This is a genomic window from Streptomyces asoensis (genome assembly GCF_013085465.1).
Lineage (GTDB): Bacteria > Actinomycetota > Actinomycetes > Streptomycetales > Streptomycetaceae > Streptomyces > Streptomyces cacaoi_A.
The window spans coordinates 7,951,976-7,966,453 of the sequence record NZ_CP049838.1; the positions used below are offsets into that span (position 1 = coordinate 7,951,976).

Here is a 14,478-nt window from a genome sequence, read left to right on the forward strand (position 1 = left end):
CGCCGGGTAGGTTGTGAGGCATGCGTATCGCGACCTGGAACGTGAACTCGATCACCGCCCGCCTGCCGAGGCTGCTGGCCTGGCTGGAGAGCAGCGGCACCGACGTGCTGTGCCTCCAGGAGGCCAAGGTCGCCGAGGCGCAGTTCCCGCTCGACCAGCTGCGCGAACTGGGCTACGAGGCGGCGGTGCACGCCACGGGCCGGTGGAACGGCGTGGCGGTGATCTCCCGGGTCGGCCTGGCGGACGTCGTCAAGGGCCTGCCCGGCGACCCCGGCTACGACGGGGCGCCGGAGCCCCGCGCCATCGCGGCGACCTGCGGCCCGGTCCGCGTCTGGTCGGTGTACGTGCCGAACGGCCGCGAGGTCGACCACCCGCACTACGCGTACAAGCTCCAGTGGTTCGAGGCCCTCAAGGCCGCCGTCGCGGGCGACGCGGCGGGCAGCCGCCCCTTCGCGGTGATGGGCGACTACAACGTGGCGCCGACCGACGACGACGTGCACGACGTGGCCGCCTTCGAGGGCCTCACCCATGTCACCCCGGCCGAGCGCGCCGCCCTGGCGTCGCTGCGCGAAGCCGGTCTGTCGGACGTCGTGCCGCGCCCCCTGAAGTACGACCACCCCTTCACGTACTGGGACTACCGCCAGCTCTGCTTCCCCAAGAACCGCGGCATGCGCATCGACCTGGTGTACGGAAACGAGCCGTTCGCCAAGGCCGTCAAGGACGCCTATGTCGACCGCGAGGAGCGCAAGGGCAAGGGCGCCTCGGATCACGCTCCGGTCGTGGTCGACCTCGAGGTGTAGCGGGGGCCGGTGCCCGTCCGTCCACGGGCGATGCCCGCCCGGACGGGTACGTCGGCCGTCGGCATGTGCCAGCGCGCCTGTGGTGCGCATGCCGGTGTGAATGTCACGCTGGGCTTATGAACATCCCTTTCCTGGGCAACAGGAGCAAGAAGTACCGTGCGGCGGTGCTGGCCGAGGACCCCGAGGGGATCGCCGAACTCCTCTCCGAATGCGAGCTGTTGCGTTCCCAGGCGGCCCGGGAGGGGATCGGACTCGACGACACGGCCGCCTCGTTGGAGGCACTGGACCAGCTTCCGCCGCGCTGGCGCGATGACGAGGAGACCCTCCCCTGGTTCGGTCACGACGCCGGGCTCTACCTGGGGACGGTCGTCGTGCGCACGGTGCCCGGTGCCGTCTGGGTGATCTGGCCCGGCGGAGAACCCGTCGTCCGGCTGGCGTCCGGCCGGGAGGTCGACGTGGTCGCCGCCGGGCGTGACTGGGCCGCGACCGGCACCCCCGAACTGTCCCAGCTGTACGCCGAGGTGGCCGAGAACTGAGGTGCGGGCGCGTAAATACGGCTAATGACAGAAAAGTGCGTGTCGTGCCTCAACTCCATTCTTATGTGGATAGTTTGCGGCAACCACGACACAGCTGAAAGTGAGTAGGACTGCGCATGGCCGTCGATCCGTTGATCGAGCTGCGTGACGTCAACAAGTACTTCGGGGAACTGCATGTCCTCCAGGACGTCAACCTCACCGTCGGCAGGGGGGAGGTGGTCGTGGTGATCGGCCCTTCGGGGTCGGGGAAGTCGACACTGTGCCGCGCGATCAACCGCCTGGAGCCCATCCACTCCGGTTCGATCACGCTCGACGGACAGCCGCTGCCCGAGGAGGGCAAGGCGCTGGCGAAACTGCGTTCCGAGGTCGGCATGGTCTTCCAGTCCTTCAACCTGTTCGCCCACAAGACCGTTCTCCAGAACATCTCGCTGGGCCAGGTGAAGGTACGCAGACGCAAGAAGCACGAGGCCGACAGGCGCTCCCGTGAACTGCTCGACCGGGTGGGCCTCGCCGACCAGGCCGACAAGTTCCCCGCCCAGCTCTCCGGAGGCCAGCAGCAGCGCGTGGCCATCGCCCGCGCCCTCGCCATGGACCCCAAGGCGCTCCTGTTCGACGAGCCCACCTCCGCCCTCGACCCCGAGATGATCAACGAGGTCCTCGAGGTCATGCAGCAGCTCGCCCAGGAGGGCATGACCATGGTCGTGGTCACCCACGAGATGGGCTTCGCCCGCTCGGCCGCCAACCGTGTGGTCTTCATGGCCGACGGCCGCATCGTCGAGGACCGCACCCCCGAGGAGTTCTTCACGGCCCCGCGCAGCGACCGCGCCAAGGACTTCCTCTCCAAGATCCTCAAGCACTGAGCCACGGCGCCAGCCGCAGAGCCCACCCGCCCCGGCGGCGGCCGGAGATCACTGCCCGCGCAGCGGAACCGACACGTACGACGGGTCGTTCACCGGCGAGGAGAAGGTCAGCCGCGCGCCGGACGGGTTGTGCTCGATGTAGAGCGGGTCGACCGTGTCGACGACCAGGGCGAGCCGGTGCCCCGCCGGGACGTCGTAGGCCGTGGAGAACAGGTCCAGGTCGACACCGAACGGCTTGCCCGGCGTGTGCCCGTGGAAGGTGTACGGCGCGTTGGCGACCAGTTTGCCGAGGCCGAGCGGCCCCACGTCGTAGAGGTAGGCGACGAGGGTGCCGCTCTCCTCGGTCGGGGTGACGGTGGTGTGCACCTTCGCGGTGCCGCGCACCTGCTGGGCGGTGGCGTACTTCCCGGACTGCCATACGGCGGCCCAGCGGCGGGGGAGCAGGGGGATCGCGGCCACCGGGGGCAGCTTCGCCACCTGGTCGAGGATGCTGGACAGGAAGACGATCCCGCCGTCGGCGCCCGAGTCCACGTTGGTGTGGATCGTGGTGGAGCCCGCGAGGGCGATCTTCTGCCGGGTCGCGTTCACCGACTTCCAGTCCGGATATCCCTCGTAACCGCTTGTGGAACGGGACTTGAGCCGGACGGGCTGCTCGCGGTCGATGCCGTTGTCCTCGCCCTTGAGGTAGTGGTCGAACCAGCGTTCGGTGTCGGTCCAGACGTCGTTGGGCAGCCCGAACAGACCGGGGAGCTCGGCGGTCGCGTGGTCGCCGGGGCGGAACTCCAGCCGCTTCGGGCCGGTCAGCTCTTCGTAGAAGGCGGCGGACTGGTTGGGCGCGAAGATCGTGTCGCCCCAGGCGCCGGCGAGCATGATCGCCGCGCCGTTCTTGTTGAGCTGGTCCAGGTAGGTAGCGGGGGAACGTTTCTGCCCCCAGGCGACGATGTCCTTCTCCTTCGACAGGTCGGAGGAGTAGAAGGCCGAGAACACCTCCTGGGACTCGGCGCTCCGGCGACCGGTGACCGTGCCCACGGTGTCGAGCGCGGCGGCGGCCTGGACGTGCTGGGTGCGGCCGGAGTAGATCGAGTCGATCAGGTCGCCCCAGCCGCTGAGCGAGGCGACGGCCTTGACGCGCGGGTCGTGGGCGGCGGCCAGCAGGCTGATCCCGGCGCCGTACGAGACGCCCGCCATGCCGACGTTCTCGGGGTCGCTCGGGGTGTGGGCGAGTGCCCAGTCGACGACCTTGGCGGCGTCGGCGACATCGTGCGGCCCGGCCACGTCGATCTCGCCGCCGGACTGCCAGAAGCCGCGCACGTTGTAACTGAGGACGACGTACCCGGAGTCGGCGAGCCGCTGCGCCTGGGCGAGGTACTCGACCTGCGGGAAGCCCCAGCTCGTCGGCAGCACGATCAGCGGGTGGCGGCGGGTGCCGTCGGCGCCGGCGGGGGTGACCACGTTGGCCTTGAGGACCGTACCGCCGTCCCCGGCGATGTCGACGTACCGGACCCCGCCGGTGGCGGCCCGGGCGGCGGGCGTCAGGCCCAGCACCCCGCCCGCGACCAGGGTCGCGGAGACGGCGCCCATGGCGGTCGTACGAAGGGCCATGCGGTGCGGTCGTCCCACGGTCACTCCTCTTGCCTGCGTCATCGCAAAGTGACCCGACGGTAACCGCTCGGCCCCGTCGGAGGTAACCGTCGGTAAGTTACGTGGCAGTAACAATTGTCGTGTCCGGCAGGGGAGCCTGCGCCGCCCGGGTCACGTCGTCGACCAGTTCGACCACATCGGGGCCGTACGCCTGGGAGTTGACGACCTTCAGGAGCAGCACGAAGGAGCCGTTCCCGTGTTTGCGCGCCAGCCGCTCGTGGTTGCGGACCAGATAGCGGGTGGCGGCCTGGTTGTTGATCGCGCGCTGGCCGCAGAACAGGAACACCGGCCGTGCCTCGCGCCGCCGGCCGGCGGTGAGCCGGGCCAGCAGGACGTACTCGGTGACACCCGGGTCCATCCGGTGGTGCTCGCCGCCTATCTGGAACGCCAGCCGGTCCGGGCCCGGTTCCCGGTCGGTGTTGACGCGCACCCCGGGCAGCATGGCCTGGATGTGGGCCGCCATCCGCCGGTTCGATCCCGGGCCGCCGACACAGAACTCCGTCCGCTCTCCGAAACCCTGCCGGGCCACGTCCTGGGTGACCACCTCGGCGCCCGCGCCGCAGTCCTTGATGAGCGCGGCGAGCTCCAGGAGCGCGAACACGTCGTGGCGGTGCACCGCGAGGTCGGGGCTGCCCGCATCGCGGTTGACGACGAGCAGGCACTCCGAGTTCTCGGGCAGCCCGAAGAAGGCCTGCTTGCGCCGGAGTCTGCGCTTCCACAGGTAGGTGCGGGTCAACCAGCCGAGCGCGGCACTGATGCCGGCCGCGACCACGCCCAGGACGATGTTGCGCACGTCGTCGTTCATGGGCGCGCATGGTAGCGGGCCGGCGCGGCGGGGGCGTACTCGTGTTCGAGGTGTGGCGTTCGTATGACAGTGCCCGGAAGGAGGCTGTCGGGGCCCCGGGAATCTGGTTACGCTGCGCGGACTGTCCTGGACTGGAGGTACGGATGCGTCGCCCTGTCGCGCGGAAACTGTCGGTCCTGGCGGTCTCGGCCGCCGTGGTCACGGTGGGGGCCGCTGCGCCACCCGCCGCCGAGAGAACCACTGTTGCGAAGGTCCCGGTCGCCGTCGGCTACGGCGGTGCGGTCGCCAGCGTCGACGCGGACGCCTCCGCGGCCGGCATCGAGGTGCTGCGCAAGGGAGGCAACGCCGTCGACGCGGCCGTCGCCACCGCCGCCGCCCTCGGTGTCACCGAGCCCTACTCCTCCGGCATCGGCGGAGGCGGCTACTTCGTCTACTACGACGCCGAGTCCCGTGCGGTGCACACCATCGACGGCCGTGAGACCGCCCCGCTGACCGCGGACTCCGGTCTCTTCCTGGAGAACGGCAAGCCGCTCGCCTTCGCCGACGCCGTCAGCAGCGGCCTGGGCGTCGGCACGCCGGGTACTCCCGCCACCTGGGCGACCGCGCTGAAGGAATGGGGCAGCGAGAAGCTCGGCACGGTCCTGAAGCCCGCCCAGCGCATCGCCCGCGACGGCTTCACCGTGGACGACACCTTCCGCACCCAGACCGCCGCCAACGAGACCCGCTTCCGCTACTTCCCCGACACGGCGAAGCTGTTCCTGCCCGGCGGCCAACTCCCCGTCGTGGGCTCGACGTTCAAGAACCCCGACCTCGCCCGCACCTACGAGGAGCTGGCCCGCAAGGGCGTGGGCGCCATCTACCGCGGCGACCTCGGCAAGGACATCGTCTCCACGGTGAACAAGCCGCCCGTGGACCCGGGTTCGGGGTGGAACGCCCGGCCGGGCGACCTGTCCGCCAAGGACCTCGCGGCCTACCGCGCCAAGCTCCAGGCGCCCACGAAGACCTCGTACCGCGGTCTGGGCGTCTACTCCATCGCGCCCTCGTCCTCGGGCGGCACGACGGTCGGCGAGGCCCTCAACATCCTCGAGAAGACGGACCTTTCGAAGGCGAGCGAGGTCCAGTACCTGCACCGTTACCTCGAAGCCAGCCGGATCGCGTTCGCGGACCGCGGGCGCTGGGTCGGCGACCCCGCCTTCGAGGACGTCCCCACGAAGCAGCTGCTGTCGCAGAAGTACGCCGACTCACGCGCCTGCCTCATCAAGGACGACGCGGTCCTCACCAGCCCGGTGGCGCCCGGCGACCCGCGGAACCCGGCCGCCTGCGACACGGGCGGCACGGCGGCGCCGACGACGTACGAGGGCGAGAACACCACGCACCTCACCGTCGCCGACAAGTGGGGCAACGTGGTCTCCTACACGCTCACCATCGAGCAGACCGGCGGCAGCGGCATCACGGTCCCCGGCCGCGGTTTCCTTCTGAACAACGAGCTGACGGACTTCTCCTTCGCCCCCGCCGGCCCGGCCGTCCACGACCCGAACCTGCCAGGACCGGGCAAGCGGCCGCGCTCGTCGATCTCGCCGACGATCGTGCTCGACCGCCACGACAAGCCGGTGGTGGCGCTGGGTTCGCCCGGCGGCGCGACCATCATCACCACCGTGCTCCAGACCCTGACCGAGTTCCTCGACCGCGGACTGCCGCTCGTCGATGCGATCGCCGCCCCGCGCGCCAGCCAACGCAACGCCGCCCAGACGGAGTTGGAGCCCGCGCTCTACGACGACACCAGCCCCGACGGGCTGCGGGCCCGGCTGGAGGCCATCGGGCACTCCTTCAAGCTCAACCCGGAGATCGGCGCGGCCACCGCCGTGCAGCGGCTGCCGAACGGCAAGTGGCTGGCCGCCGCCGAGACCGTACGGCGCGGCGGCGGCTCGGCACAGGTGGTGCGTCCGGCGCCCTAGGGCCCGGCGCGGACAGACCGGACGTCCGACCTCGTCGAGTGCCGAGTGCCGAGTGCCGAGTGTCACGTGTCGGGCGTCGGGCGTCAGAGCTCAGGGGCGGGTGGCTCGCCGGTACGCGTGCGGAACGCGAGCCTCCCGTCCTCGACCTCCACCGTCACCCGGTCGCCCTCCTCGACCCGCCCGTCGAGCAGCAGCCGGGACAGCTGGTTGTCGACCTCGCGCTGGATCGTGCGGCGCAGCGGGCGGGCGCCGTACTCGGGCTGGTAGCCGCGCTCGGCGAGCCAGTCGACGGCCGCGTCGGTGAACTCGGCCGTGATGCCCCGGGCCTGCACCAGCCGTCGCGTCCGCTCCAGCAACAGGTCGGTGATCCGCCGCAGTTGCTCACCCGTGAGCTGCCGGAACACGACGATCTCGTCGATCCGGTTGAGGAACTCCGGCCGGAAGTGCTCGCGCAGCGGCCGCAGGATCTGCTCGCGCCGCGCCTCCTCGTCGGCGTCCGCGCCACCCGACCCGAAGCCGATGCCGGCGCCGCGCCGGGTGATCGCCTCCGAACCCAGGTTGCTGGTCATCACGATGACCGTGTTGGTGAAGTCGACCGTGCGCCCCTGGGAGTCGGTGAGCCGGCCGTCGTCGAGGACCTGGAGCAGGATGTTGAAGACATCCGGGTGCGCCTTCTCCACCTCGTCGAGCAGGAGCAGCGAGTACGGGTGCCGACGGACGGTCTCCGTCAGCTGCCCGGCCTCCTCGTGGCCGACGTAGCCGGGCGGAGCGCCGACCAGACGGCTCACGGTGTGCCGCTCCTGGTACTCGCTCATGTCGAGCCGGACCATGCGCTCCTCGCTGCCGAACAGCGCCTCGGCGAGCGCGCGGGCCAGTTCGGTCTTGCCGACACCGGTCGGGCCGAGGAACAGGAAGCTGCCGATCGGCCGGTCCGGGCTGGCGAGCCCGGCGCGCGAGCGCAGCACCGCGTCCGCGACGACCCGTACGGCCTCCTCCTGGCCGACGACCCGCTCGTGCAGGTGCTCCTCCAGGGCGAGCAGGCGGTCCTTCTCCTCCTGGGTGAGGCTGGCGACCGGGATGCCCGTCTGCCGGGACACCACCTCGGCGATCGCCTCCGCGGTGACCTCCAGATGCCGGCCCTCGTCGGAGGTGACCTCGCCGCTCGCGTCCGCGATGCGCTGCTTCAACTCGACGATGCGGTCCCGCAGTCGGGTGGCCAGCTCGTACTGTTCGTCCGCGACCGCCTGGTCCTTGTCGCGGGCCAGCTCCTCGGCCTCGCGCTCCATGGCCCGTACGTCCGTGCCCTTGGTGCGGGCACCGAGCCGTACCCGGGCGCCGGCCTGGTCGATCAGGTCGATCGCCTTGTCGGGCAGCCGGCGGTCGGTGAGGTAGCGGTCGGACAGCTGCACGGCCGCGACGAGCGCCTCGTCGGTGTAACGGACCTGGTGGTGGGCCTCGTAGCGGTCACGCAGCCCGCGCAGGATCTCCAGCGCGTCCGCGACGGACGGCTCCGGGACGAGGATCGGCTGGAAACGGCGGGCGAGCGCCGCGTCCTTCTCGATCCGCCGGTACTCCTCCAGCGTCGTCGCGCCCACGATGTGCAGCTCGCCGCGGGCCAGGGCCGGCTTGAGGATGTTGCCGGCGTCCATCGAGCCGCCCTCGCCACCGCCGCCCGCGCCGACGACGGTGTGCAGCTCGTCGATGAAGACGATCAGCTGGTCGGAGTGCGCGCGGATCTCGTCGACGATGTTGTTCAGCCGCTCCTCGAAGTCGCCGCGGTAGCGGGTGCCCGCGACCACGCCCGTCAGGTCCAGGGCGACCACACGCCGCGCGACGAGGACGTCCGGCACGTCCCCGTCCACGATCCGCTGGGCCAGTCCCTCCACGATGGCGGTCTTGCCGACGCCCGCGTCACCGATCAGCACCGGGTTGTTCTTGCCGCGCCGGGAGAGTACCTCGATGGTCTGCTCGATCTCGTCGTCGCGGCCGATCACCGGGTCGATCCGGCCCTGGCGGGCCAGTTCGGTGAGATCCGTGCCGTACTTGTCCAGGGTGGGCGTGCCGGTGGGCCGCTGCCGGTCACCGGGGCGGGGCGCCTGCGCGGTGTCCGGGGCGTCGTTCGGCAGGCTCGTGGCGGCGAAGCGGGCCGCGTTGAGGATGTGCCCGGCCGCGGAGTCCGGGTTCGAGGCGAGGGCGCTGAGCACGTGCTCCGGGCCGATGTAGCCGGCCCCGCGCGAGCGGGCCAGGTCGTGTGCGTCCAGCAGGGCGCGTTTGGCGGCCGGGGTCAGCGACAGCGACGTGGGCGGCGGCACCTCGCCGGGCGGGTGCTGGACCGGGCCCGAACGCTCGTCGATCTCCGACGCGAGGGACTCGGGGTCGGCGCCGGCCCGGCTGAGCAGACTACGGGTCGGCTCCGCGCCGAGAGCCGCGCGCAGGAGATGCTCGGTGTCCAGGTCGCGGCTGCCGTGCTCGGCCGCGTACTGGGCCGCGCCGCGCACCAGCTCCCTCGCGGGCCGGCTGAGGAGCTGGCCGATGTTGATCTGCCGGGGGCCGGGGCGTGGCCCGCCGAAGAAGCGGGCCAGGAACTCGCCGAAGGGGTCGCCGTACCCCTCCGGGCTGGAGAAGCCGCTGGTCATGGCGTTCCGTTCGATCGACTTGCGCTGCCGGTGCGGACGGGTGCCCTGTCCGTGCCGGGCTACACCACGATGGCACGATCCGCAGGGCGCGGCATGTCCTGGGGCCTGCCGCCGTACGGCGGCCGTGGACCGTGCGTGGCGTGTCGCGCCCACGGGGCGGAGCCGCGGACGGATACGGCCCCGCGCCCGTCGGCGGAACGGTCCTACCGTCGCTCGGTGAGGATCCGCGGTCCGCTTTCCGTGATCGCCACGGTGTGTTCCGCGTGGGCCGCTCGGGAACCGTCGTTCGTGCGCAGGGTCCAGCCGTCCGGCGCCTCGTGGTAACCGTCCTTGCCGCTCGCGATCAGCATCGGTTCGATCGCGATGGCCATGCCGTGGCGCAGCGGGTAGCCGCGGCCCGGTCGTCCCTCGTTGGGGACCGAAGGGTCCTCGTGCATGTGGCGGCCGATTCCGTGGCCTCCGAAGCCGTCCGGGATGCCGTAGCCCGCCGCCCGGCACACCGTGCCGATCGCGTGCGCGATGTCGCCGATGCGGTTGCCGACGACCGCCGCCTCGATGCCGGCCGCGAGGGCGCGCTCGGCGGTCTCGATCAACCGGACGTCCTCCGGGCGCGGCGTGCCCACGATGAAGCTGATCGCGGAGTCGCCGGCCCAGCCGTCGAGCGTGGCGCCGAAGTCGGCCGAGAGGAGGTCGCCGTCGCGCAGCCGGTAGCCGGTGGGGATGCCGTGCACGATCGCGTCGTTCACGGACGCGCAGAGCACTGCCGGGAACGGCGTCGTGGCGAAGGACGGCCGGTAGCCGAGGAAGGGGGACGTCGCACCCGCCTCCCGCAGCACGTCGTGCGCCAGTTCGTCCAGCTCCAGCAGGGATACGCCCACGTCGGCGGCCTCTCGTACGGCCGTCAGCGCCCGTGCGACGACCTGTCCCGCCGCGTACATGGCCTCGATCGATGTGTCTGTCTTGAGCTCCACCATGCCAATTACTATACCGGTATTAGAATGGGGGCATGGTGCGTACCCCCCTCACTCCGGAAGAGCGCGAACGCGGCGAACGGCTCGGCCTGCTGCTGCGCGAGGCCCGCGGCGGCCGGAGCATGGTCGACATCGCGGCGAGCGCCGGCATCTCCGCCGAGACCCTCCGCAAGATCGAGACCGGCCGAGCGCCCACCCCGGCGTTTTTCACCGTCGCCGCGCTCGCCCGCGTGCTCGGCCTGTCGATGGACGAGCTGGCGGGGCTGTGCGTGCCCGCCCCCGCGTGACACCCTGGGGTCGCTGTCCGCGCCCGGTCGGGATCGCGCGTGCACGTCGTCGCGTCGGTTTCGAAAACTGGCCGTAGCCGCGCTGTAACACGGTTGGTGTTTTCTACGAACCGGAGTGTTCCGGTCGGGGCGGGAGTCGTGCGATGGCTGTGGATCAACTCCCGGGCCGGGTACGGGAGTTCGCGAGCTACCTGAACGGACTTCTGGCGCGCCTCGATCAGGGCGCCGGCTGGTGCGCGGTGTTCTGGCAACGCGATCCCGACGGCATGCAGGCCTGCCTCGACGGGCGCGAGGTGCCGCCCTGGGACGTGGTGGAGGCGGTGCTCCAGGACCTCGCCGCCGAGTACGGCACCACGGTCGCCGCGCAGCAGGCGGAACGGGTCCGGCCCCTGCACGCCGCCGCCCTCGCCGCCCACGACGCCCGGCCCGGTGGCCGCGACGCGCTCGGGGACCGGCTCGACGTGATGCTGCGCGAACAGCGTTACGCCGCCGAACGGTTGGCCGACCTGGGGCGCAGGCTCCCGTCCGCGGCCACCCACGAGCAGGCCGAAGCCATCCGGCTGGACCTCGCCTGGGCCCACGACGACCACGAACGGGCCACCGCACGGTGCGCCGAACTCCGCTACCGGATAGCGGAGTCGGACCGGCTCCCGGCAGCCGGCGCGGGCCCCGGGCCCGCCCCGCACACCGCCGCCGACCCGGCCTACGAGGCTGCTGCCGGGTACGACACTCCTGCCGCGTACGACGCCCCTGCCGGGTACGACACTCCTGCCGCGTACGACGCACCTGCCGGGTACGCCGCCGCCGAGCCCATGGCCGGACCGCCGGTCGACGCGTACGAGGCCGAGGCGCCGACGGCGGACGCCCCCGCCCCCCGGCCGGCTCCCGCCGAGGATGCCCCCGCCCCGGCCGCCGTCCCCAAACAGCGCAAGCGCCGCCGCGGCAGCGCCCGTTTCGCCGGCATGGCCGAGGAGGAGGACGCCACCTCCCTCGCCGTACCGCCCGACGCCGCACCGGTGGCACCCGCGCCCGCCCCGACCGGGCGCCGCACCCCGCGCGGCGCCCGCTTCGCCGGGGCCGCCACCGAGAACGCCGAGCGTTCCGAGCCGCGGCGCGAGCCGCTGGACACGGCGGCCCGGCGGGAGACCGTCGAGACGGTCGAGCGGCTGGTGCGCCTGCGCGGCGAAGGCCGCAGTGGGGAGGCGCACGCCCTGCTCGTCGAGCTCGCCTACTGGCCGGCCGCCCGCATCCCGCTGCTCGCGGCCGAACTCCAGCGCGCCGGGCTCACCGCCGACTGGACCACCCTGCTCTGGGAGGCCGCCTCCCTCCCCGCCGACCGGCTCGTCGCCGCGGCCGACGCGCTGGTCGCGGTGGGGCGCACGGCGGACGGCGAGCAGATCCTGCGCCAGGGCGTCGCCCGGCCGGCCAACGAGATCGGGCAGGCCGTCCTCGGCCTGGTCGAGGAGGGCCGGCGACGGGAGGTCCGCGCGCTGCTCGACGCCTACGTCCGGGTCCGCACCCCCGAGGAGGCCGCCCGCAGCGTCGCCCCGGCCCCGCACACCCTCGTCCCCCTCGTGCTGGAGGCCGCCCGGGCCGTCTCCGAGGAACGGCACTGGGACCTGGTGCACGCCCTCAGGGTCGCCGGCTTCACCGCCTGACCCGCGCACCCCCTTACGCCGTACGGCCCGCGACTCACCCACCGGAGTGTGAAACGCGATCGACTCGGCGGGTTAACGACGATGGTCTTGGCAAGCCCGTCCCGGAGGCTTACGTTCGTCCCTCTACGACCTTCGTCTACGGGCGTAGAGGCTCTGACGTCCCGTCGAAGGAGCAGCTCATGGCCAACGTCGTACGTGCCGCACTGGTCCAGGCCACCTGGACCGGCGACACCGAGTCCATGGTGGCGAAACACGAGGAGCACGCCCGCGAGGCGGCCCGCCGGGGCGCGAAGATCATCGGGTTCCAGGAGGTCTTCAACGCTCCCTACTTCTGTCAGGTCCAGGAGCCGGAGCACTACCGCTGGGCCGAACCGGTCCCCGACGGGCCGACCGTGCGTCGTATGCAGGAGCTCGCGCGCGAGACGGGCATGGTCGTCGTCGTGCCGGTCTTCGAGGTCGAGCAGTCCGGTTTCTACTACAACACCGCCGCCGTGATCGACGCCGACGGCTCGTACCTCGGCAAGTACCGGAAACACCACATCCCGCAGGTAAAGGGTTTCTGGGAGAAGTACTACTTCAAGCCCGGCAACCTCGGCTGGCCCGTCTTCGACACGGCCGTCGGCAAGGTGGGCGTCTACATCTGTTACGACCGGCACTTCCCGGAGGGCTGGCGGCAACTCGGTCTCAACGGCGCCCAGCTGGTCTACAACCCGTCCGCCACCCACCGCGGCCTCTCCGCCCACCTCTGGCAGCTGGAGCAGCCCGCGGCCGCGGTCGCCAACGAGTACTTCGTCGCCGCGATCAACCGGGTCGGCGTCGAGGAGTACGGGGACAACGACTTCTACGGGACGTCGTACTTCGTCGACCCGCGCGGGAAGTTCGTCGGCGAGGTCGCGAGCGACAAGGACGAGGAACTCGTGGTCCGCGACCTCGACTTCGAGCTGGTCGAGGAGGTCCGGCAGCAGTGGGCCTTCTACCGCGACCGCCGTCCCGACGCCTACGACGGGCTGGTGCAGCCGTGAGCGACCTCCACGCCCGCCATCGGAAGGTCCTGCCGGACTGGCTCGCCCTCTACTACGAGCACCCGCTGGAGATCACCCACGGCGAGGGCCGGCACGTCTGGGACGCCGAGGGCAACAAGTACCTCGACTTCTTCGGCGGCATCCTCACCACCATGACCGCGCACGCGCTGCCCGAGGTCACCAAGGCGGTGAGCGAGCAGGCCGGGCGGATCATCCACTCCTCGACGCTCTATCTCAACCGGCCCATGGTCGACCTCGCCGAGCGCATCGCCCACATCAGCGGCATCCCCGACGCCCGCGTCTTCTTCACCACCTCGGGCACCGAGGCCAACGACACGGCGCTCCTGCTCGCCACCACCCACCGGCGCAGCAACACCGTCCTCGCGATGCGCAACAGTTACCACGGCCGTTCCTTCAGCGCGGTCGGCATCACCGGCAACCGCGGCTGGTCGCCGACCTCGCTGTCCCCGCTCCAGACGCTCTACGTGCACGGCGGGGTACGCGGACGCGGCCCGTTCGCCGGTCTCGGCGACGCCGAGTTCATCGAGGCCTGCGTCGAGGACCTGAAGGACCTGCTCGGGCACACCCGCGCGCCGGCGGCCCTCATCGCCGAGCCCATCCAGGGCGTCGGCGGGTTCACCTCGCCGCCCGACGGACTGTATGCGGCCTTCCGTGAGGTGCTGGACGCCCACGGGATCCTGTGGATCGCCGACGAGGTGCAGACGGGCTGGGGCCGTACCGGCGAGCACTTCTGGGGCTGGCAGGCGCACGGTCGCAGCGGACCGCCGGACATCGTCACCTTCGCCAAGGGCATCGGCAACGGCATGTCCATCGGCGGTGTCATCGCCCGCTCCGAGATCATGAACTGCCTGGACGCCAACAGCATCTCCACGTTCGGCGGCACCCAGGTCACCATGGCGGCCGGCCTCGCCAACCTCTCCTACCTGCTGGAACACGACCTCCAGGGCAACGCCCGGCGGGTCGGCGGCCTGCTCATCGAGCGGCTGCGGGCCGTCGCCGCCCAGGACCCCGGGGTACGGGAGGTGCGCGGGCGCGGGCTGATGATCGGCGTCGAGCTGACGAAACCCGGCACCGACCTGGCGGACCCCGACCGGGCGGCCGCCGTGCTGGAGGCGGCCCGCGCCGACGGGCTGCTGATCGGCAAGGGCGGCGGCCACGACACCAGCGCCCTGCGCGTCGCCCCGCCGCTGTCCCTCACCGTGGCGGAGGCGGAGGAGGGCGCCGCGATCCTCGAAGGCGCGCTGAGGAGCACGCAGTAGCGCAGGCCTGAGCAAGGGAACACAACG

12 protein-coding genes are annotated in these 14,478 nt (G+C 71.7%); 8 read left to right on the forward strand and 4 right to left on the reverse strand.

The features are described 5' to 3' along the window. The first annotated feature begins 20 nt into the window (after positions 1-20). From G9272_RS35535 to G9272_RS35545, 3 genes are all read left to right on the forward strand, one after another. Complete coding sequence (locus G9272_RS35535; RefSeq protein ID WP_171400321.1) at positions 21-800, forward strand: exodeoxyribonuclease III; 780 nt, start codon at positions 21-23, stop codon at positions 798-800. Positions 801-916: 116 nt separating this feature from the next. After that, positions 917-1,336, forward strand: coding sequence for a DUF6278 family protein (locus G9272_RS35540; RefSeq protein ID WP_171400322.1), 420 nt, complete (start codon positions 917-919; stop codon positions 1,334-1,336). Positions 1,337-1,452: 116 nt separating this feature from the next. Next, positions 1,453-2,196 (forward strand): amino acid ABC transporter ATP-binding protein, encoded by a 744-nt coding sequence (locus tag G9272_RS35545; RefSeq protein WP_171400323.1) that lies wholly within the window; start codon positions 1,453-1,455, stop codon positions 2,194-2,196. 48 nt (positions 2,197-2,244) lie between these two features. On the opposite strand, the gene G9272_RS35550 is transcribed toward G9272_RS35545, so the two are convergent. After that, entirely contained in the window at positions 2,245-3,840 is a 1,596-nt protein-coding gene (locus tag G9272_RS35550) for a CocE/NonD family hydrolase (protein ID WP_437184338.1), read from the reverse strand. A 55-nt stretch (positions 3,841-3,895) separates the two neighbouring features. Then, positions 3,896-4,642 carry a hypothetical protein gene (locus tag G9272_RS35555; RefSeq protein ID WP_171400324.1) on the reverse strand — a complete coding sequence of 249 codons (747 nt, stop codon included), beginning with the start codon at positions 4,640-4,642 and terminating at the stop codon, positions 3,896-3,898. Between the two features lie 143 nt (positions 4,643-4,785). Between G9272_RS35555 and ggt the strand changes: the two genes are divergently transcribed. After that, positions 4,786-6,597 carry a gamma-glutamyltransferase gene (gene ggt / locus G9272_RS35560; protein WP_171400325.1) on the forward strand — a complete coding sequence of 604 codons (1,812 nt, stop codon included), beginning with the start codon at positions 4,786-4,788 and terminating at the stop codon, positions 6,595-6,597. An 83-nt stretch (positions 6,598-6,680) separates the two neighbouring features. On the opposite strand, the gene G9272_RS35565 is transcribed toward ggt, so the two are convergent. Further along, the gene (locus tag G9272_RS35565) at positions 6,681-9,233 is read right to left on the reverse strand and encodes an ATP-dependent Clp protease ATP-binding subunit (protein ID WP_171400326.1); all 2,553 of its coding nucleotides are present in this window, start codon (positions 9,231-9,233) and stop codon (positions 6,681-6,683) included. Between the two features lie 203 nt (positions 9,234-9,436). After that, on the reverse strand, positions 9,437-10,207 hold the full coding sequence (gene map, locus G9272_RS35570; protein WP_171400327.1) for a type I methionyl aminopeptidase: 771 nt from the start codon (positions 10,205-10,207) through the stop codon (positions 9,437-9,439). Between the two features lie 32 nt (positions 10,208-10,239). Here map and G9272_RS35575 point away from each other — a divergent pair, with 32 nt between their 5' ends. From G9272_RS35575 to G9272_RS35590, 4 genes are all read left to right on the forward strand, one after another. Beyond that, the gene (locus G9272_RS35575; protein WP_171400328.1) at positions 10,240-10,491 is read left to right on the forward strand and encodes a helix-turn-helix domain-containing protein; all 252 of its coding nucleotides are present in this window, start codon (positions 10,240-10,242) and stop codon (positions 10,489-10,491) included. 143 nt (positions 10,492-10,634) lie between these two features. Then, entirely contained in the window at positions 10,635-12,149 is a 1,515-nt protein-coding gene (locus G9272_RS35580; protein ID WP_171400329.1) for a hypothetical protein, read from the forward strand. A 179-nt stretch (positions 12,150-12,328) separates the two neighbouring features. Next, entirely contained in the window at positions 12,329-13,171 is an 843-nt protein-coding gene (locus G9272_RS35585; RefSeq protein WP_171400330.1) for a nitrilase-related carbon-nitrogen hydrolase, read from the forward strand. Beyond that, positions 13,168-14,451: an aspartate aminotransferase family protein gene (locus G9272_RS35590; protein WP_171400331.1), complete on the forward strand. Its 1,284-nt coding sequence runs from the start codon at positions 13,168-13,170 to the stop codon at positions 14,449-14,451. Before G9272_RS35585 ends, G9272_RS35590 begins: the two co-directional genes overlap by 4 nt. The last annotated feature ends 27 nt before the right edge of the window (positions 14,452-14,478 follow it).